This window comes from Pseudomonas nitroreducens TX1, from assembly GCF_000313755.1.
GTDB classification, from domain to species: Bacteria; Pseudomonadota; Gammaproteobacteria; order Pseudomonadales; family Pseudomonadaceae; genus Pseudomonas; species Pseudomonas nitroreducens_A.
In genome coordinates, this window is record NZ_AMZB01000127.1 from 1 (window position 1) to 19570 (window position 19570).

Consider the following 19570-nt stretch of genomic DNA (forward strand, 5'->3'; position numbering starts at 1 on the left):
TGGCCGGGGGTTTTGCTTTTGCGCGCGAGAAAGCCGGGTGTGCTGCTCAGGCGGCCCGTTGTAAATCTCGCTTCTGAAGCCGCTTAGGGTGATTTATGTTCGCCTGATTCGCGAGCAAGCTCGCTCCTACAAAGAGCATCAGCGCCCTTGGGATGGCTCTGGAACGCCCTTTCCCGCCCTGCTGGCTACTCCAATGGGCGTTGTTGCAACCGCCTGCCAACAGACTGATGGCATTTCATCCAACTGTCACATTCGCGTCATAGAGTCTTCATGCGGCCTGACGATACTGGCCCCCGTTCCATCCAACCCCATTCTCCTCAAGGAGCAAGGCATGAAACTCAAGCGTTTGATGGCGGCCCTGACTTTTGTCGCTGCAGGCGTAGGCACCGCCAGTGCGGTAGCCGCGATCGATCCGGCCCTGCCGGAATACCAGAAAGCCAGCGGTGTGTCGGGTAACCTGTCGAGCGTCGGTTCCGACACTCTGGCCAACCTGATGACCATGTGGGCGGAAGAGTACAAGCGCCTGTACCCGAACGTGAACGTGCAGATCCAGGCCGCCGGTTCCTCCACCGCGCCGCCGGCGCTGACCGAAGGCACAGCGAACCTCGGCCCGATGAGCCGCAAGATGAAGGACGTCGAGCTGCAGGCCTTCGAACAGAAGTACGGCTACAAGCCGACCGCTGTTCCGGTTGCCGTGGACGCCCTGGCGATCTTCGTGCACAAGGACAACCCCATCAAAGGCCTGACCATGCAACAGGTCGACGCCATCTTCTCCTCCACCCGCCTGTGCGGCGGCAAGTCGGACGTGAAGACCTGGGGTGATCTGGGCCTGACCGGCGACTGGGCCAACAAGCCCGTCCAGCTGTTCGGCCGTAACTCCGTGTCCGGCACCTACGGCTACTTCAAGGAAGAGGCCTTGTGCAAAGGCGACTACAAGCCGAACGTGAACGAGCAGCCGGGTTCGGCTTCCGTGGTTCAGTCGGTCAGCCAGTCCCTGAACGGCGTTGGCTACTCCGGCATCGGTTACAAGACCGCTAGCGTGAAGACCGTTGCCCTGGCCAAGAAAGAAGGCGGCGAGTTCATCGAAGACAACGAGGCGAATGCCCTGAACGGCACCTACCCGCTGTCGCGCTTCCTCTACGTCTACGTCAACAAGGCGCCGAACAAGCCGCTGAACCCGCTGGAAGCACAGTTCCTGAAGATGGTGCTCTCCAAGACCGGCCAGCAGGTTGTCGTGAAAGACGGCTACATCCCGCTGCCGTCCAAAGTCGCCGAAAAAGCGATCAAGGATCTGGGTCTGTAATCAGCCCTCCAACCGGGCGGAAACCGCCGCCCGGCATGGGCTGACGCTTACTCGACCGAGCCCGCCAGCATGGCTCTGCTGGTGGGCTTTGTCGCGTCACTTCCATGTCATCTTTCTGTCATACAGAGCCGCTAGGGTGTCACCCCATGAACGACATGGCCAACTCCCCGATGACTTCTTCTCTCCCCGAGCGGATCGATTTCAATACGCCTGCCCTGCAGCGCAAGCGCCGTATCCGCGCGCTCAAGGATCGACTGACCCGTTGGTACGTCCTGGTCGGCGGTCTCGCCGTGCTGGCGGCCATTACCCTGATTTTCTTCTACCTCGCCTACGTCGTGCTGCCGTTGTTCCGCGGCGCCGAACTGGAGACCCGCGATCCCCTGGCGCCCGCCTGGCTGAAGACGGCCCAGGCGCCGCTGCTGCTGAGCATCGAAGAGCAGAACATGGTGGGTATGCGCGTCGCCGCCAACGGCGAAGTGGTGTTCTTCGACGCCAAGAAGGGCGACGAGATGCAGCGCGTTGCGCTGAAGCTGCCCGCCGGCGCCAGCGTCACCTCCATTGCCGAGGACCAGCCGGGTCATCCGACCGTGGCGCTGGGCCTGTCCAACGGCCAGGTGCTGGTGTTCAAGCACAACTACCAGGTCACCTATCCGGACAACAAGAAGACCATCACTCCGCACATCGACTATCCCTACGGTGAAGCGCCGATGAACCTGGATCCCCAGGGACGTCCGCTGGAGCACGTGGCGATCGTCTCGGGTGATGACAGCCTGTTGCTCGCCGCGTCTGCCGGCAGCGAAATGCTGCTGCTTGGGCTGACCCAGCAGGAAAACATGCTGACCGGCGAGAGTACCCTGCAGGAAGAGCGCATCAACCTGCCGCAGATCGCCGAGCCGGTGAAGGCCATCTACATGGACCCGCGCAAGCAGTGGCTCTATGTGCTCAATGGCCGCGCCCAGGCCGACGTGTTCGACCTCAACAGCCACCAGCTCAACGGCCGCTACAAGCTGCTGGATGACGCCTCCGCCGAAGTGACTGCCAGCAGCCAGCTGCTGGGCGGTATCTCGCTGATGGTCGGCGATTCCAAGGGTGGCATCGGCCAGTGGTTCATGGCCCGTGGCGAAGATGGCGAACCGCGCCTGTCCCACGTGCGTGACTTCAAGCTGGGCGACCAGCCGATCACCAGCATCGCGCCGGAGCAACGCCGCAAGGGCTTCCTGGCCCTCGACAAGCAGGGCAACCTGGGCGTCTTCCATAGCACCGCGCACCGCACGCTGCTGGTAGAGAACGTCGCACCGTCCTCCGGCCCGATGGCCCTGTCACCGCGCGCCAACCGCCTGATCGTCGAGCAGGGTGGCGAGCTGCGCCGCTTCGGCCTCAGCAACCCGCACCCGGAAGTGTCCTGGAGCGCGCTGTGGGGCAAGGTCTGGTACGAGAGCTACGACAAGCCGGGCTACGTCTGGCAGTCCACCGCTGCGACCACCGACTTCGAACCCAAGCTGAGCCTCTCGCCGCTGACCTTCGGTACCCTGAAGGCCGCGTTCTACGCGATGATCCTCGCCGCGCCGCTGGCCATCGCCGCCGCCGTCTACACCGCGTACTTCATGGCTCCGGGCATGCGCCGCAAGGTCAAGCCGGTGATCGAGCTGATGGAGGCGCTGCCGACCGTGATCCTCGGCTTCTTCGCCGGCCTGTTCCTGGCGCCGTACGTCGAGGGCCACCTGCCGGGCATCTTCAGCCTGCTGCTGCTCACGCCGTTGGGCATCCTGGCTGCCGGCCTGATCTGGAGCCGCCTGCCCGAACGCATCCGCCTGAGCCTGCCGGCCGGTTGGGAAGCGGCGATCCTGATACCCGTGGTCCTCGCCACCGGTGCCTTCGCCCTGTGGATGAGCCCGCACCTGGAGACCCTGTTCTTCGGCGGCGACATGCGCCTGTGGATCAGCCACGACCTGGGCATCACCTACGACCAGCGCAACGCCCTGGTGGTGGGCCTGGCCATGGGCTTCGCGGTGATCCCGAACATCTTCTCCATCGCCGAAGACGCCATCTTCAGCGTGCCGCGCAGCCTGACCTACGGCTCCCTGGCTTTGGGCGCGACGCCCTGGCAGACGCTGACCCGCGTGGTGATCCTGACCGCCAGCCCGGGCATCTTCTCCGCGCTGATGATCGGCATGGGCCGTGCGGTGGGCGAGACCATGATCGTGCTGATGGCCACCGGCAACACCCCGGTCATGGACGTGAACATCTTCCAGGGCATGCGCACCCTTGCGGCGAACGTCGCGGTGGAAATGCCCGAGTCGGAGGTGGGCGGGACTCACTACCGTGTGCTGTTCCTCTCGGCACTGGTACTGCTGACCTTCACCTTCGTGATGAACACCCTGGCAGAGCTGATCCGTCAGCGCCTGCGCAAGAAATACGCGTCGCTCTAAGCGACGCCCGACGAGGCTACGTTCCGTGAAACAGAAACAGGAATCCGTCAAAGCGTGGTTTGCCAGCGGTTCTCCCTGGGTGTGGATGAACGCGGGTGCGGTATCCATCGCCGTGATCATGACCATCGGCCTGCTCGCCGTGATCGCCGTGCGCGGTCTCGGCCACTTCTGGCCGGCGGACGTGATCGAGGCGACCTACACCGTCCCCGGTGAAGCACCCAAGACCCTGATCGGCGAAGAAGTGCAGATCGAGCAGGTGCCACGCGAGCGACTGCGCGGCGCCGGACTGCCGGTGCCGGACAACGGCCCGGAGTTCATGACCCGCGAGTTGCTCAAGCTGGGCAACCGCGACCTCTACGGCAGCGATTTCTCCTGGGTGATCGGCGAGTGGCTGAACGACCGTCGCCACCCGGCTGACCTGGTGACCCTGGAACGCCGCGAGTGGGGCAACTTCTATGGCTACCTGCTGAGCGTGAAGGAAAACGGCAAGGTGGTCGCCGAAGGCCCGGGCGCCATGGCCGAGCTGCAGACCCGCCTCAAGCGCGTCGACGAGCTCTACGCCAAGCTCTACCAGCTGGAGAAGAAGGACATCGGCGGCATCAACCATGGTCTGGAGCGCCTGCGCCTGAAGGAACGTGGCCTGCAGCTGAACAACAAACTGGATGCCGCCGCCGAGGCTGACATCGCTGCCGGCCGCGCCGAGCTGAACGCCCAGTACAAGGTGCTGGAAGAACAGCTCAATGGCCTGCACCAGGAGTTCAACCGCGACAGCATCGTCATGCGCGATGCCACCGGGCAGCAGACCGAAATCAGCGTCGGCAAGCTGGTGCATGCCTACCAGCCGAACCAGATGGGCGTCGCGACCAAGCTGAGCTTCTACTTCAAGAAGCTGTGGGAATTCCTCAGCGACGACCCGCGTGAGGCCAACACCGAAGGCGGCATCTTCCCGGCCATCTTCGGCACCGTGATGATGACCCTGGTGATGGCCGTGATCGTTACCCCGTTTGGTGTGATCGCCGCCGTCTACCTGCGCGAGTACGCCCGCCAGGGTCTGCTGACCCGCATCATCCGCATCGCGGTGAACAACCTCGCGGGCGTTCCGGCGATCGTCTACGGCGTGTTCGGCCTGGGCTTCTTCGTCTACGTGCTGGGCGGATCCCTCGACCGGATGTTCTTCCCCGAAGCCCTGCCGGCGCCGACCTTCGGCACGCCAGGGTTGTTCTGGGCTTCGCTGACCCTGGCGATCCTTGCGGTGCCGGTGGTGATCGTGGCCACCGAGGAAGGCCTGGCGCGCATCCCGCGGGCCACCCGCGAGGGCTCGCTCGCCCTGGGCGCGACCAAGGCCGAGACCCTGTGGAAGGTGGTCCTGCCGATGGCCAGCCCGGCGATGATGACCGGCCTGATCCTTGCCGTGGCCCGTGCCGCCGGTGAAGTGGCGCCGCTGATGCTGGTGGGCGTGGTAAAGCTGGCCCCGGCGCTGCCGGTGGACGGCAACTACCCGTACGTGCACCTGGACCAGAAGATCATGCACCTGGGCTTCCACATCTATGACGTCGGCTTCCAGAGTCCGAACGTCGAGGCCGCGCGCCCGCTGGTGTACGCCACCGCGCTGCTGCTGGTGATGGTCATCGCCCTGCTGAACTTCTCGGCCATCGCCATCCGTAACCGCCTGCGCGAAAAGTACAAGGCGCTGGAAAACTGATTCTGCCGGCGGTGGGCCGTGCCCGCCGCCAAGCCTCCCAAGGAGACTGAACATGCAACATGAAACCGCAACCCACGGCATCGACATCGGCGCGCTCGGCCGCGGCGACCGCCAGGGCATGAACCTGGAGAGCGAGACCGTTGCCCTCCAGGTACCCGGCCTGAGCCTGTTCTACGGCGAGAAGCAGGCATTGTTCGACGTCAGCATGAACATCCCCAAGCAGCGCGTGACCGCCTTCATCGGCCCGTCCGGCTGCGGCAAGTCCACCCTGCTGCGTTGCTTCAACCGCATGAACGACCTGGTCGACGGTTGCCACGTGAAGGGCGAGATCCTGCTCGACGGCCATAACATCTTCGCCAAGAACGTCGATGTCGCCGAACTGCGCCGCCGCGTCGGCATGGTGTTCCAGAAGCCCAACCCGTTCCCCAAGAGCATCTACGAGAACGTGGTGTACGGCCTGCGCATCCAGGGCATCAACAAGAAGCGCGTGCTCGACGAAGCGGTCGAGTGGGCGCTCAAGGGCGCCGCGCTGTGGGACGAGGTGAAGGACCGCCTGCACGAATCCGCACTCGGCCTCTCCGGTGGCCAGCAGCAGCGCCTGGTCATCGCCCGCACCATTGCCGTGGAGCCGGAAGTCCTGCTGCTCGACGAGCCCTGCTCGGCACTGGACCCGATCTCCACCCTGAAGATCGAAGAGCTGATCTACGAGCTGAAATCCAAGTTCACCATCGTCATCGTCACCCACAACATGCAGCAGGCCGCGCGCGTCTCCGACTACACGGCGTTCATGTACATGGGCAAGCTGATCGAGTTCGGCGATACCGATACCCTGTTCACCAACCCGGCCAAGAAGCAGACAGAAGACTACATCACCGGTCGCTACGGTTGAGGCCATGAGAAATCTTCTCTGGCTTTGTCGGCGAAGCTTGCCGTACGGGATGTACTGTCGGCGCTTCGCCTTCGCGCCAGCGAAGATTTCTCAAGGGGCCCAATGCTCTGGTTGAGACCGGAAAAAGACTGAGTTCTGAACTTCGCACCTTTCAAGGGTTTGCACATGATCAACAAAGAAAGCCTCACCCACCACATCTCGCAGCAGTTCAACGCCGAGCTGGAAGATGTGCGCAGCCATCTGCTGGCCATGGGCGGCCTGGTGGAGAAGCAGGTCAACGACGCCGTCAATGCGCTGATCGACGCCGACTCGGGCCTGGCCCAGCAGGTGCGCGAGATCGACGACCAGATCAACCAGATGGAGCGCAACATCGACGAGGAGTGCCTGCGCATCCTCGCCCGCCGTCAACCGGCCGCCTCCGACCTGCGCCTGATCATCAGCATCTCCAAGTCGGTGATCGATCTGGAGCGCATTGGTGACGAGGCGTCGAAGATTGCCCGCCGCGCCATCCAGCTGTGCGAGGAAGGCGAGTCGCCGCGCGGCTACGTCGAGGTGCGCCACATCGGCAACCAGGTGCGCAAGATGGTGCAGGAGGCGCTGGACGCCTTCGCCCGCTTCGACGCCGACCTGGCGCTATCGGTCGCGCAGTACGACAAGACCGTCGACCGCGAATACAAGACCGCCCTGCGCGAGCTGGTCACCTACATGATGGAAGACCCGCGCGCCATCTCCCGCGTGCTCAACGTCATCTGGGCCCTGCGTTCGCTGGAGCGTATCGGCGACCACGCGCGCAACATCGCCGAACTGGTGATCTACCTGGTGCGCGGCACCGACGTCCGCCACATCGGCCTGACCCGCATGAAGGAAGAAGTGCAGGGCACCGCCGGCAGGGCCGACAAGGCCGAATAAGCCTGACGCCCGTACCAGAACGGACCCGGCGCTGACGCCGGGTTCGTCATTTTATGGCCGAGCGGTCCCTCACCAATGGCATGTAGCCACCCGGCAAGGCTATCCTTCGCCCTATCGTTTTCGGGAGATGCCGATGGGCAAGGTCAGTGTGCTGGTCGTGGATGACGCTCCGTTCATCCGCGACCTGGTGAAGAAAGGGCTGCGGGACCATTTCCCCGGTCTGCAGATCGAAGAAGCGGTCAACGGCCGCAAGGCGCAGCAGTTCCTCGCGCGCCAGGCCGTGGACCTGATCCTCTGCGACTGGGAAATGCCCGAGATGTCCGGCATCGAGCTGCTCACCTGGTGCCGCGAGCAGGACAACCTGAAGACCACGCCTTTCATCATGGTCACCAGTCGCGGCGACAAGGACAACGTGGTACAGGCCATCCAGGCCGGCGTCTCGGACTTCATCGGCAAGCCATTCTCCAACGACCAGCTGGTGAGCAAGGTAAAGAAGGCACTGTCGCGCGCCGGCAAGTTGGAGGCCCTGGCGGCCCAGGCTCCGCAGCGCAGCCTGGTGGGTTCCATGCCCAATGACTCGCTGGCCGCCCTTACCGGTGGCAAGGCCGAGGTGGTCCGCCCCGCCGCCGCGCCCACCGCGCCGCGTCCGGCGGCTCCGGCAGCGGCTGCCGCTGCTCCGGCCGCCCGCAGTGGCGCCAAGGGCCAACAGGGTCAGTTGCGCCTGCCTTCGGCGAGCCTGCCTTGCGTGATCAAGGCCCTCAGCCTCAAGGAGGCGCTGCTGGTGGTGAAACGCGGCGCGCCGCTGCCGCAGGTGCTGGAAAGCGCCGTGCTCGATCTGGAGGAAGACAGCGACGTTGCTCGCCTCAACGGCTACCTGCATGCCGTGGCGGCGCTGGAGCCCCGGCCGGACAGCGAGTGGCTGCAGCTGACCTTTCGCTTCGTCGACCGCGATCCGCAGAAGCTCGACTACCTGTCGCGCCTGATCGCACGAGGCAGCTCGCAGAAGCACTATGTGCCCGGCGCCTGATCGGTTACAAAATGCACCGGCCGCCGGGTAGTACTGCTTCACACCCCGACCGGCGGCAGGTCGCGACGCAAGGGCTACGCTGCTAGTCTTGCCTGCGTCGCCATACCTATAACCAGAGTCGACATGCTAGGGCGCAGTATCCTCCTGTGCGGTCTTCTGGCCGCATCCGGGACGGCTTCGGCCGTGACCATCTACAAGTACACCGACGCCAACGGCGTGGTCACCTACACGGACAAGGCCGTGGCGGGTGCGGCTGTCTTCGTTTTCCGCGACCGCATGGTCGAGCACCTGGAAGAACAGGTGAAGCTCGAGACCAGGAAGCACGCTGGCGGCGAGACCTTGCAGGTGCGCAACGACCTGTATGCGCCAGTGGAGGTCGAGCTCAGCGTGAGCGGCGCGCAGAACGCGGTGGGCGCGCCGGAACGACCGATTCGTTGGGTACTGCCGCCGCGCAGTTCGATCCGCCTGGCGACGCTGACGCCGCTCGATCCCGCCAAGCCGCTGCGCTACAAGCCGAAGCTGCGCTATGCACTGGGTGATCCGCGTCCGGCCCCGCTGTCCTACCAGTACGCCCTGCCTTGGGTAGGTGGCCCGTTCCGCCTGACCCAGGGCGCCAATGGCCGCTACAGTCACTACACGCGCAAGGGCCGCTATGCCATGGACATCGCCATGCCGGTGGGCACGCCCATCGTTGCGGCGCGGGGCGGCACCGTGGTGAAGATCGAGAACGGCCAGAGCGGGCGTGGCAAGAATCCGTCCGGCAATTTCGTGCGGGTTTTGCATGACGACGGCACCATGGGGGTCTACCTGCACCTGATGCGCGGCTCGGTGCTTGTGCGTGAGGGGCAGCGCGTCGCCACCGGCTCGCCGCTGGCAAAGTCGGGCAACACCGGCAACAGCAGCGGGCCGCACCTGCACTTTGTGGTGCAGCGCAACGTCGGCCTGGACCTGGTTTCGATTCCCTACGACTTCGCCCAGCCGGTGGATACGCTGCCCAATTTCGCGGTGGTCCGGGAGCACTGACTCCAGCGGACTGCCTGAATGCAAAAAGGCTGCCCGAGGGCAGCCTTTTTCATTCAGGGGCGAGGCGCTCAGTCGAGCTTCACCACCTTGGCGAGGACGATCTTAGGGCCCTTCATCTTCTTCACGATAATGCGCAGGCCTTCGGTATCCAGTACTTCCTCTTCTTCCGGCACACGCTTGAGGGTGTCGTAGACCAGGCCGGCAAGGGTGTCCGCCTCGACATGGTCCAGGTCCAGCCCCAGCAGGCGTTCCAGCTTGAACAGCGGGGTGTCGCCGCGCACCAGCAGTTTGCCGGGCTGGTAGGCGACGATGCCGCGCTCGGCCTTGCGGTGTTCGTCCTGGATATCGCCAACCAGCACTTCCAGCACATCTTCCATGGTCAGGTAGCCGACGACCTTGTGGTCGGCTTCCTCCACCAGCGCGAAGTGCGAGCCGCCCTGGCGGAACTGTTCCAGCAGGCGCGCCAGCGGCAGGTGCTTGGTGACCTTCTCCAGCGGATGGGTCAGTTCGTCGAGGTCGAAGGACTCCGGCAGACTGTCCAGCGTGGCCAGGGCCAGCAGCAGGTCCTTGATGTGCAGCAGGCCGATGAACTCGCCCTTCTCGCTGTCGTACACCGGGTAGCGGCTGTACTTGTGGCGGCGAATGGTGGCGAGGATGTCGTCCAGCGGCGCGTTGCGCTCCAGGTAGACCAGGTCTTCGCGGGAATTGGCCCAGTCCACCACTTCCAGCTCGCCCAGCTCCACAGCGGAAGCCAGCACGCGCATGCCCTGGTCGCTGGGGTCGTGGGCGCGGCTGGAGTGCAGGATCAGCTTGAGCTCGTCGCGGCTGTAGTGGTGCTCGTGGTGCGGTCCCGGCTCGCCTTGCCCGGCGAACTTCAGGATGGTGTTGGCACTCGCGTTGAGCAGCCAGATGGCCGGGTACATCGCCCAGTAGAACAGGTACAGCGGCACCGCCGTCCACAGCGACAGCAGCTCCGGCTTGCGGATGGCCCAGGACTTGGGCGCCAGCTCGCCGACGACGATGTGCAGGTAGGAAATGATGAAGAACGCAGTGAAGAACGACACGCCGCGGATGACTTCCTCGGAGTGCACGCCGACCATGGCCAACAGCGGTTCGAGCAGTTCGGCGAAGGCCGGCTCGCCGACCCAGCCCAGGCCCAGGGAGGCCAGGGTGATGCCCAGCTGGCAGGCGGAGAGGTAGGCGTCGAGCTGGTTGTGCACCTTGCGCAGGATGGTGCCGCGCCAGCCGTGCTGGTTGGCGATGGTCTCCACGCGCGTGGAACGCAGCTTGACCATGGCGAACTCGGCGGCGACGAAGAAACCGTTGAGCACGACGAGGAACAGGGCGAACAGGATCAGGCCGAAATCGGCGAAATAGGTCAGGAAGTTGCTACTAGGGGAAGGGTCCATGGTTCTGTTGGTTCAAGAATGGACGGACAAGAATGCGGTTCTCGGGGCCTGGCTGGCAAGCCCGTCTATACCAGAGTCGATGTCGGCCGCCGTTATGCGCGGCTCTCCACCTGCTGCGGCGGGAAGTGGCAGGTGAAGCTGCTGCCCTTGCCCGGCACGCTGCTGATGTCCAGGGTGCCACGGTGGCGCAGCAGCACGTGCTTGACGATGGCCAGACCCAGGCCGGTACCGCCGGTGCTGGCGTTGCGGCTGGAATCGACGCGGTAGAAGCGCTCGGTCAGGCGCGGCAGGTGCTTGGGGTCGATGCCGATGCCGCTGTCCTGTACGGCCAGGTGCGCACCTTGCTCGTCCGCCCACCAGCGGATGCGGATCTCGCCTTCGTCGGGGGTGTACTTCACGGCGTTGAACACCAGGTTGGAGAAGGCGCTGCGCAGTTCCGCCTCGCTGCCCTTGAGCTTCACCTTCGAGTCCGCCTCCAGGCTGATGCGGTGGCCGCGCGTGCCGGACAGCGCCTGGGCGTCGTTGCGGATCGAGAGCAGCAACAGGTCCACCGCCACCGGCTTGTTGTCCGCCGGGTAATCGGTGGCTTCCAGCTTGGCCAGCAGGAGCAGGTCATTGAGCAGGTTCTGCATGCGCCCAGCCTGCTGCTGCATCTGCTGCAGCGCGCGGGTCCAGCGCGGGTTCACGTCGTCGACGTTGTCCAGCAACGTCTCCAGGTAGCCGGCAATCACCGTCAGCGGCGTGCGCAGCTCGTGGGAGACGTTGGCGACGAAGTCCTTGCGCATCTGTTCCAACTGGTGGACGCGGGTCACGTCGCGCACCAGCATCAGGTGCTCGCCGGCGCCATAGAGGGTGATGTGGAACTGCAGGCGCAGGTTGTCGTTGATCGGCGAGGGGAGCTCCAGCGGCTCGCGGTAGTCCTCGGCCTCGAAATATTCCTTGAAGCGCGGATGGCGGACCAGGTTGGTCACCGGCTGGCCGCCGTCCTGCGGGCTCTTCAGGCCCAGCAGGCGCTCGGCAGACTGGTTCCACCACTCCAGGTTGCCGTCGCGGTCGAGCAGGATCATGCCGTCGCGCAGCGCCGCGGTGGATTCCTGCATGCGGTCGATCACCGCCTGCAGACGCCCGCGGGCGCGCTGGTTGCGCCGCTGCAGGTGGTAGATGCTGTCGAATACCTCGCCCCACAGGCCGTAGCCATCGGGCGGGGGCTCATCGGGCTGGTGGTTCTTCAGCCACTTGTGCAGGCGCAGCAGCTGCCAGGTCGACCAGCCGAGGTAGGCCGCCAGCGCCACGGCGATGGCCCAGCCGTACTGGCCGGTGATCAGGCCGAGCAGCGCGCCCGCGGCTACGACCAGCAGCAGGTGGCGCACCAGCACGCCACTCCAGTTCTGGGTCACGACATTCCGTTCCTTGTGCCCGTCGAGTCGAGGACTCGGTCAGCTTTTGGTCGAGAAACGATACCCGGTGCCGCGCACGGTCTGAACCAGATTTTCGTAGACCTCGCCCAGGGCCTTGCGCAGCCGGCGGATGTGCACGTCGACGGTGCGCTCCTCGACGTAGACGTTGCCGCCCCAGACCTGGTCCAGCAGCTGGCCGCGGGTGTAGGCACGCTCCTGGTGGGTCATGAAGAACTGCAGCAGGCGGTATTCGGTGGGGCCCATTTCGGCGGGCTTGCCATCGATGGTCACGCGGTGGCTGATCGGGTCGAGCAGCAGGCCACCGACTTCGATCGGCGTCTCGCTGTCGCCGGCGCCGGTGCGGCGCAGTACGGCCTTCAGGCGGGCAACCAGTTCGCGCGGGGAGAAGGGCTTGGTGATGTAGTCATCCGCACCGACTTCCAGACCCTGGATCTTGTTGTCCTCTTCACCCTTGGCGGTGAGCATGATGATCGGGATGGCCGAGGTCAGCTCGTCGCGCTTGAGGCGGCGCGCCAACTCGATGCCGGAGGTGCCGGGCAGCATCCAGTCGAGCAGGATCAGGTCCGGCTTGCGATCGACGATCACCGCATGCGCCTGCTGGGCGCTGTCGGCCTCCAGACATTCGTAGCCGGCCATCTCCAGGGCCACGGCGATCATTTCCCGGATCGGAGCTTCGTCATCGACGATGAGGATTGTCTTGCCAACCATGCTGAGGCCTCAGAATTTCTGTAATGCGCCGCATTAGATAACGGAAATATTTCATGAATGTGACACCGCGATGGTAGCCGAGCCTTGTCGCAGAGCGCTCGTCTATGCTGAAAGGCGCGTCGCGCGATCCCTGCGCGGCACATAAAAAACCCTCCGGCCATGTCGGCGGTGTGCCTGGCTGCGAGCCTGCCGGAGCCTTGCGATGACGGTAGCGAGGGCCTTGTCGATGTCGCCCTGGCCGGCCCTGCCTGCAATCCCGCCGGCCTTTGCGTCGATGCTCGCGCCGTTTCCACCTCACCAGAGGAGAAACCTGATGAAACAGCTATTCCCGGCCCTGGCACTGGGCCTGATGCTGCCGGCGATGTCCGCCATGGCCGCCGAGCCCGGCATGGAAAAGAACGGCATGCTGGTCGATGCCAAGGGCATGACGCTCTACACCTTCGACAAGGACGGCGGCGGCAAGTCGGCCTGCAATGGCGGCTGTGCACAGAACTGGCCGCCGCTGATGGCTTCCGCCGATGCCAAGGCGAAGGGCGAGTGGACCCTGATCAAGCGCGATGACGGCACTGTGCAGTGGGCCTACAAGGGCAAGCCGCTTTACACCTTCGTGCAGGACAAGAAAGCCGGCGACATGGCCGGCGAAGGCAAGATGGGCGTCTGGCACATGGCCAAGCCCTGACGGCTTCATGTAGGAGCGAGCAAGCTCGCTCCTACAAGGTCGCCGCGCTCAGCGCAGGGCGAAGTCCGTCACGGTGCCGAGGAAGATCGCCAGCCCCGCCCAGTGGTTGTGCAGGAACGCCTTGAAACACTTCATCGGCTCGCGGTCACGGGTCGAATGGAACTGCCAGGCGAAGCAGCCCGCCGCCACGGCCAGGCCCAGGTAATAATACAGATGCATCGCCAGCTTGTTGCCGGCCAGGATCAGCAGCAGGAGCATCAGACCCTGCAGGCTCAGGTTGATCACCCGGTCGGCGTCGCCGAAGAGGATCGCTGTGGACTTCATGCCCATCTTCAGGTCGTCCTCGCGGTCGGTCATCGCGTAGTAGGTGTCGTACGCCACCGTCCACAGTACGTTGGCGAAGAACAGCAGCCAGGCCACCGCCGGCAGCGTGCCGCCGGCCGCAGTGAAGGCCATCGGGATGCCCCAGGAGAACGCCGCGCCCAGCACTACCTGCGGGTAGTAGGTGTAGCGCTTCATGAACGGGTAGAGCGCCGCCACCGCCGCGCCGCCGAAGGATAGCCAGATCGTCTGCGGGTTGGTGCACAGCACCAGCAGGAAGCTCAGCCCCAGCAGGACGAAGAAGGCGATCCAGGCCTCGCGCACGGTGATCCTGCCGGTCGCCAGCGGGCGAGCCTTGGTGCGCTCGACGTGGCCGTCGAGCTTGCGGTCGGCGAAGTCGTTGATCACGCAGCCGGCGGCGCGCATCAGCACGGTGCCGAGGACGAAGATCACCAGGTTCTTCGCGCTCGGCACGCCGCCGCTGGCCATCCACAATGCCCACAGCGTCGGCCAGAGCAGCAGGTAGATGCCGATAGGCTTGTCCATGCGCGTCAGCTGGATGAAGTCCCAGGCGCGGGGATGCAGGCGGGCGAGGGGTTTGATCAGGGCGACGAACATGGCGGCCTCCGGAAAGCGATCCGGGAATTATACGGGCTGTTGTTCCACCCGTTGCCACAGCGATGGCAGGAATACTTCGGCGACCAGTACGCCCAGGCCGTCGCGGCTGAAGCAGGAGCGGCGGCCCCACAGGCGCTCGGCGCGCACTTCGGCCGGCAGGCTGGCGGCCGGGTAGCGGCACACCTTGATGGGGCCGCGCTGGAAGGCGCGGTCGCTGAACAGCAACTCACCCAGCGAGCGCGTGCCGAGCAGGCGCAGGTCGAAGCCGGAGCCTTCCAGCGCCGAGCGCGCGGCCACGCTGCGGGCGAACACCCAGGGCGTGTCGTGGCCTTTGAGGTACACCTCGCGCACCCAGCCCTGGCTGCCGTCCGGCACGCCGAGCGCGGCGCACTCGTCGGTGCGCAGGCGATGCCAGCCCTCGGCCAGCGGCTGCACGGCGAAATGGTCTGCGCAGAGCGCGGTCAGCCGGCGCGTCAGCGAGCCTTCGTCGAACAGCCAGTCCACCACCTGGGCGGCGGGAGCGGGGTGCAACTGGGCGGCGGTGAGCCAGCGGGGCGGGTGGATCAGGGCGGCTTCGGGCACGGCGTGGACTGCGGTTGGCCAGGGACGCGGCAGCTTAACACGGCGCCTTTGCGTGGCCGATTGCGTTGTCCGCAAGGGTGCATTACGCCAGACCCCACCAAAGGTTGGGCCGGCCATCCGAGGTTTTTCCAGGGACTTGCGCGCCAAGCCCATCGCCAGTACAAAGCCGGACATTGGATGCACCGACGTCCAAGCGACAAGAACCTGAAGGTGATAGCTGATGAAGAAGTGGCAATGCGTGGTGTGTGGCCTGATCTATGACGAGACCAAGGGTTGGCCGGAAGAGGGCATCGCCGCCGGTACTCGCTGGGAAGACGTGCCGGAAGACTGGCTGTGCCCGGATTGCGGCGTCGGCAAGCTGGATTTCGAGATGATCGAGATCGGCTGATCCCGACAGGATGGGTTCCCGCGACGGCGGCCTTCGGGCCGCCGTCGGCGTTTGCGCACCCGGCAGGCCCACGCCTGACACGGTAGACTGCTAGTGCGCCGGGTTGGCCCTGCTGACGGAGCCCGGCGTCGCGCCCGCCGTTGGCCGGTGCGCGCCGATACGTTAGCTTCAGCGCAAATCGCAGGAGGGCTTGGCCGATGCGCAAATGGCAATGCGTGGTCTGTGGCTTCATCTACGACGAGGCACTGGGCCTGCCGGACGAGGGCATCGCCCCCGGCACGCGCTGGGAAGACATCCCGGCGGACTGGGTCTGCCCGGATTGCGGCGTCGGGAAAATAGACTTCGAGATGATCGAGATTTCCTGAACCCGACCCGACGAATTCATGCGGCAGCCGTGCCGTCTTTACGAAATGGCGTGTTTTGAGGTGAGAGAGCAATGAGCGACAACGCACCGCTGGTGATCATCGGAACTGGCCTGGCCGGCTACAACCTGGCCCGCGAGTGGCGCAAGCTGGACAGCGAGACGCCGCTCCTGCTGATCACTGCCGACGACGGCCGCTCCTACTCCAAGCCGATGCTCTCCACCGGTTTCTCCAAGGACAAGGACGCCGATGGCCTGGCTATGGCCGAAGCGGGCGCCATGGCCGACCAGCTCAAGGCGCGCATCCTCACCCACACCCGTGTCACCGGCATCGACCCCGGCCACCGACGCATCTGGATCGGCGAGGAAGAAATCCACTACCGCGACCTGGTGCTGGCCTGGGGCGCCGAGACCCTCCGCGTACCGGTCGAGGGCGATGCGCAGGACCTGATCTTCCCGATCAACGACCTGGAAGACTATGCGCGCTTCCGCAGCGCCGCCGCCGGCAAACGCCGCGTGCTGCTGCTGGGCGCCGGCCTGATCGGCTGCGAGTTCGCCAACGACCTCTCCAGCGGCGGCTTCCAGATCGACGTGGTAGCGCCCTGTGAGCAGGTCATGCCCGGCCTGCTCCATCCGGCAGCTGCCCAGGCGGTGCAGCAGGGGTTGGAAGGCCTCGGCGTGCGCTTCCACCTCGGCCCGGTGTTGAACAGCCTGATGCGCGGCGCAGATGGCCTGGAAGCGCACCTCTCCGATGGCCAGGTGATTCCCTGCGATCTGGTTGTCTCCGCCGTCGGCCTGCGCCCGCGCATCGACCTGGCTGCTGCCGCCGGCCTGGATATCAATCGCGGCGTGATGGTCAACCGCGAGTTGCGTACCTCCCACGACAACATCTACGCCCTGGGCGACTGCGCCGAGGTCGATGGCCTCAACCTGCTCTACGTGATGCCACTGATGTCCTGCGCCCGCGCGCTGGCGCAGACCCTGGCCGGCAAGCCGACGCCGGTGGCCTACGGCGCCATGCCAGTGACCGTGAAGACGCCGGTGTGCCCGCTGGTGGTGTCGCCGCCGCCGCGTGGCAGCGAGGGCGAATGGCACGTGGAAGGCTCTGGCCCGGACCTCAAGGTGCTGTGCCGGGATACCGCCGGTCGATTGCTCGGATATGCCCTGACCGGGGCCGCCGTGGGCGAAAAACTCTCGCTGAACAAGGAGTTGCCGGCGCTACTGGCGTGACAGGCGTCGCCAATGGCGTTTTTGCCGTGGGAAAGTGCCCGCAAATTGTCAGACGATACTGGCGTACCAGCCGGCGGCGTGCCATTCTCCCCCCGTCTGCCGCAGCCTAGAGCCTGTACGGCAAGCCTGCGGTGCCTTGGGCGCTGTTGGGAAGACAGCACGGACACAACAACAACAAACCGTCAAAGAGGCATTTATGCGTAAACCAGAACTCGCCGCCGCGATCGCCGAGAAGGCCGACCTCACCAAAGAACAAGCCAACAAGGTGCTGAACGCGCTGCTGGATGAAATCACTGGCGCGCTCAACCGCAAGGACAGCGTTACCCTTGTCGGTTTCGGTACCTTCGTTCAGCGCCATCGTGGCGCCCGTACTGGCAAGAACCCCCAGACTGGCCAGCCGGTCAAGATCAAAGCCAGCAACACCGTTGCATTCAAACCGGGCAAGGCGTTGAAAGACGCGGTCAACTGATCGCTCTTGGCCCGGAGCCAGAGCGGCTCCGGGTTGCCTCCTCCAGTTACACAATCCCTCCAAAAGACCGGATGTAGTCCGTTTTTAAACTGGCTACAATGCGCAGACTATTGTCTCGAACGTCGAGGTTTGTGCATGAAATTCCGTCTACTCCTGTGGATGCTCGGTCGCCTGATGGCCAAGGCCAGCCGCGAAAACCCGGCGTTCCGGAAGCAGCTCGAAGGCAAGGACCTGGTGTTCCAGCTCCACACCCTCGACGGCAAGGTCGCCCGTCACTACATCGTCCAGGACCTCAAGGTCAGCGCCCGTCGCGGCACCCATCCGCAGCCGGCCTTCGCGCTCGGCTTCAAGGACGGCGCCTACGGCTTCGCCACCATGACCTCGAAGAACCCGCAGCTGGCCTTCATGCAGGGTATCCAGAACAAGGACATCCAGATCCAGGGCAATCCCGGCCTGGTGATCTGGTTCCAGGGCCTGGTGAAGTACCTCAAGCCGAAGAAGAAGGCCGCGCCGAGCAGCGACAAGAAAGCCGCCTGAGGCGCTTTCGACGGACGGAAAAAAGGCCCCTGACGGGGCCTTTTTCGTGTGATGGGAAAGCTCTTGTAGGAGCGAGCTTGCTCGCGAACCGGAGGCGCTCGGTGTCAGCCCATGTTCGCGAGCAAGCTCGCTCCTACGAAAGGCGTATCAGTGTCCCGGATTGAACTGGCTGGCCAGCTCGCGCAGCACCGCTTCGGCGTCGAGTACCTTGTGGACAGCGTCCTCGGCCTTCTCGCGCGGAATATCCAGGCGATCCAGCAGGTCCTGCGGAATGTCGGTCTCGGGGCCGCTGCCGATGCCGTGGTTGCGCAGCAGGCGGGTGGCCAGGCAGACCAGGTTGGCATAGGCCGAGCAGTCGCCGGCGTAGGTCGGGTCGTGCTGGAAGCGCAGCGCGGTGTAGATCTCTTCCGGCATGTCCCAGGTGCGCATCAGCCAGGCGCCGATCTGCTCGCGGGTGATGCCCAGCAGGTGCTGCTCGACGAGGTTGTGCTCGACGTGCGGGTTCACCTCCAGGTGCCGGCAGATCAGCGAGAAGTGTGGCGGGAAGATGTGCGCCAGGACTAGGTAGCCGATGCTGTGCAACAGGCCGCCGAGGTAGGTCAGGCCAGCTTCCGGGCGCTCGGCGCGCGGCACGGCGCGGGTCAGGCCTTCGATCACCGCGGCGGTGTAGATCGCCTGGTGCCAGTAGGGCGTGGCGTGTTGCGGCTGGTCCTTGGGCAGGCTCAGGGTCTTGCCCAGGGCCAGGCCGAGGGCGAGGTTGATCACCAGGTCGAAGCCCAGTACGCGGACGATGGCGTCTTCCACCGAGCGAATCTTGCCGGGCGCGGCGTAGTAGGGCGATGCCGCCCAGCTGACCACCTGGGCGGCCAGCGCGGGGTCGGTCTCCACGACGCCGGTGATGTCGTCCACGGTGGCGTTGGGATCCACGCGCAGCTTGATGATCTTCTGCGCGGTTTCCGGCAGCGGCGGGATCTCGATGGTTTCCTCGAGGCGCTGCTGGATGCGACGGGCGGTGAAGGCCTGCACGGCCTGGGAGATTTCCTTGCGGTCGTCGTCCGGGCGGTCGAGGTTCGGTCGGATCGATTCCAATGCCACGCCAAAGCGCGCCGCGCTGGCTTTCTCCAGCAGGCTGCGGAAGGACGCGGTGGGAATCTCCAGCAGCGTGCCGGCCGTGCCGGACTCGATCAGCAGCTGGGATTCCTGCAGCAGGCGCTCGTCATACAGGCAGGGCGAGCTGGTCAGCGGCGGCAACGCCGGCAGGCGGCCGAGCTGGTGTTTGCCGAGCATGCGCTCCAGGCGATCGGGCTTGACCGCCACCAGCTTGCGCCCGGTGAGTTCGGCCAGGCGGTTCAGGTCCAGCAACTGGCTTTGCGGGAACAGCACCAGCAGGGTGCCGACGGCATCCTCCAGCAGGCTCGCCTGCACCCGGCGCGGCGCCGGAAGGGTGGTAGCGTCGCTGACCTCGCGAGAGGGAATGCCCAACTTGGCGAGCAGCTGCAGGATGACCTCGGGGGCCTGCGAGGAGTCGGATGGGGCGCGTGCAAGGTCGCTCATGAATGTGATCCGGT

Annotated in this window: 19 protein-coding genes; 13 read left to right on the forward strand and 6 right to left on the reverse strand. The window is 65.1% G+C overall.

What is annotated here, in order from left to right:
- The first annotated feature begins 331 nt into the window (after positions 1-331).
- The 7 genes from pstS to C167_RS0123130 all read left to right on the forward strand — a co-directional run bounded on the left by pstS (position 332) and on the right by C167_RS0123130 (position 9282).
- Positions 332-1303, forward strand: coding sequence for a phosphate ABC transporter substrate-binding protein PstS (gene pstS / locus C167_RS0123100; RefSeq protein WP_017520680.1), 972 nt, complete (start codon positions 332-334; stop codon positions 1301-1303).
- 395 nt (positions 1304-1698) lie between these two features.
- On the forward strand, positions 1699-3732 hold the full coding sequence (locus tag C167_RS0123105) for an ABC transporter permease subunit (protein WP_085988861.1): 2034 nt from the start codon (positions 1699-1701) through the stop codon (positions 3730-3732).
- Between the two features lie 25 nt (positions 3733-3757).
- Positions 3758-5434: a phosphate ABC transporter permease PstA gene (gene pstA / locus C167_RS0123110; RefSeq protein ID WP_026079231.1), complete on the forward strand. Its 1677-nt coding sequence runs from the start codon at positions 3758-3760 to the stop codon at positions 5432-5434.
- 52 nt (positions 5435-5486) lie between these two features.
- Positions 5487-6323, forward strand: coding sequence for a phosphate ABC transporter ATP-binding protein PstB (pstB, locus tag C167_RS0123115; protein ID WP_017520683.1), 837 nt, complete (start codon positions 5487-5489; stop codon positions 6321-6323).
- 165 nt (positions 6324-6488) lie between these two features.
- Complete coding sequence (gene phoU, locus C167_RS0123120; protein WP_017520684.1) at positions 6489-7232, forward strand: phosphate signaling complex protein PhoU; 744 nt, start codon at positions 6489-6491, stop codon at positions 7230-7232.
- A 133-nt stretch (positions 7233-7365) separates the two neighbouring features.
- Entirely contained in the window at positions 7366-8259 is an 894-nt protein-coding gene (locus tag C167_RS0123125) for a response regulator (RefSeq protein WP_017520685.1), read from the forward strand.
- 123 nt (positions 8260-8382) lie between these two features.
- Positions 8383-9282 (forward strand): peptidoglycan DD-metalloendopeptidase family protein, encoded by a 900-nt coding sequence (locus tag C167_RS0123130; RefSeq protein ID WP_026079232.1) that lies wholly within the window; start codon positions 8383-8385, stop codon positions 9280-9282.
- A 68-nt stretch (positions 9283-9350) separates the two neighbouring features.
- On the opposite strand, the gene C167_RS0123135 is transcribed toward C167_RS0123130, so the two are convergent.
- The 3 genes from C167_RS0123135 to phoB all read right to left on the reverse strand — a co-directional run bounded on the left by C167_RS0123135 (position 9351) and on the right by phoB (position 12817).
- Positions 9351-10691, reverse strand: a complete 1341-nt coding sequence (locus tag C167_RS0123135) for a hemolysin family protein (protein WP_017520687.1) — start codon at positions 10689-10691, stop codon at positions 9351-9353.
- A 92-nt stretch (positions 10692-10783) separates the two neighbouring features.
- A complete protein-coding gene (gene phoR, locus C167_RS0123140) occupies positions 10784-12088 on the reverse strand; it encodes a phosphate regulon sensor histidine kinase PhoR (RefSeq protein WP_017520688.1) in 1305 nt (434 codons plus the stop codon).
- A gap of 39 nt (positions 12089-12127) precedes the next feature.
- The gene (phoB, locus tag C167_RS0123145) at positions 12128-12817 is read right to left on the reverse strand and encodes a phosphate regulon transcriptional regulator PhoB (RefSeq protein ID WP_017520689.1); all 690 of its coding nucleotides are present in this window, start codon (positions 12815-12817) and stop codon (positions 12128-12130) included.
- A gap of 313 nt (positions 12818-13130) precedes the next feature.
- On the opposite strand from phoB, the gene C167_RS0123150 reads away from it, so the two are divergent.
- Positions 13131-13496 carry a hypothetical protein gene (locus C167_RS0123150; protein WP_017520690.1) on the forward strand — a complete coding sequence of 122 codons (366 nt, stop codon included), beginning with the start codon at positions 13131-13133 and terminating at the stop codon, positions 13494-13496.
- A 48-nt stretch (positions 13497-13544) separates the two neighbouring features.
- Here C167_RS0123150 and ubiA read toward each other — a convergent pair whose 3' ends face one another.
- The gene (gene ubiA, locus C167_RS0123155; protein WP_017520691.1) at positions 13545-14435 is read right to left on the reverse strand and encodes a 4-hydroxybenzoate octaprenyltransferase; all 891 of its coding nucleotides are present in this window, start codon (positions 14433-14435) and stop codon (positions 13545-13547) included.
- Between the two features lie 27 nt (positions 14436-14462).
- Entirely contained in the window at positions 14463-15002 is a 540-nt protein-coding gene (locus C167_RS0123160) for a chorismate lyase (RefSeq protein WP_200860175.1), read from the reverse strand.
- Positions 15003-15237: 235 nt separating this feature from the next.
- On the opposite strand from C167_RS0123160, the gene C167_RS0123165 reads away from it, so the two are divergent.
- From C167_RS0123165 to C167_RS0123185, 5 genes are all read left to right on the forward strand, one after another.
- Positions 15238-15405 (forward strand): rubredoxin, encoded by a 168-nt coding sequence (locus C167_RS0123165; protein ID WP_015479573.1) that lies wholly within the window; start codon positions 15238-15240, stop codon positions 15403-15405.
- Positions 15406-15602: 197 nt separating this feature from the next.
- Positions 15603-15770, forward strand: a complete 168-nt coding sequence (locus C167_RS0123170; protein WP_017520693.1) for a rubredoxin — start codon at positions 15603-15605, stop codon at positions 15768-15770.
- Between the two features lie 71 nt (positions 15771-15841).
- The gene (locus C167_RS0123175; protein WP_017520694.1) at positions 15842-16996 is read left to right on the forward strand and encodes an NAD(P)/FAD-dependent oxidoreductase; all 1155 of its coding nucleotides are present in this window, start codon (positions 15842-15844) and stop codon (positions 16994-16996) included.
- A 196-nt stretch (positions 16997-17192) separates the two neighbouring features.
- Complete coding sequence (locus C167_RS0123180; RefSeq protein WP_017520695.1) at positions 17193-17465, forward strand: HU family DNA-binding protein; 273 nt, start codon at positions 17193-17195, stop codon at positions 17463-17465.
- A gap of 135 nt (positions 17466-17600) precedes the next feature.
- Positions 17601-18002 carry a hypothetical protein gene (locus C167_RS0123185; RefSeq protein WP_026079233.1) on the forward strand — a complete coding sequence of 134 codons (402 nt, stop codon included), beginning with the start codon at positions 17601-17603 and terminating at the stop codon, positions 18000-18002.
- A 147-nt stretch (positions 18003-18149) separates the two neighbouring features.
- Here the strand turns inward: C167_RS0123185 and C167_RS0123190 are convergent, their stop codons facing one another.
- Entirely contained in the window at positions 18150-19556 is a 1407-nt protein-coding gene (locus tag C167_RS0123190; protein WP_017520697.1) for an aminoacyl-tRNA deacylase and HDOD domain-containing protein, read from the reverse strand.
- Positions 19557-19570: the final 14 nt, after the last annotated feature.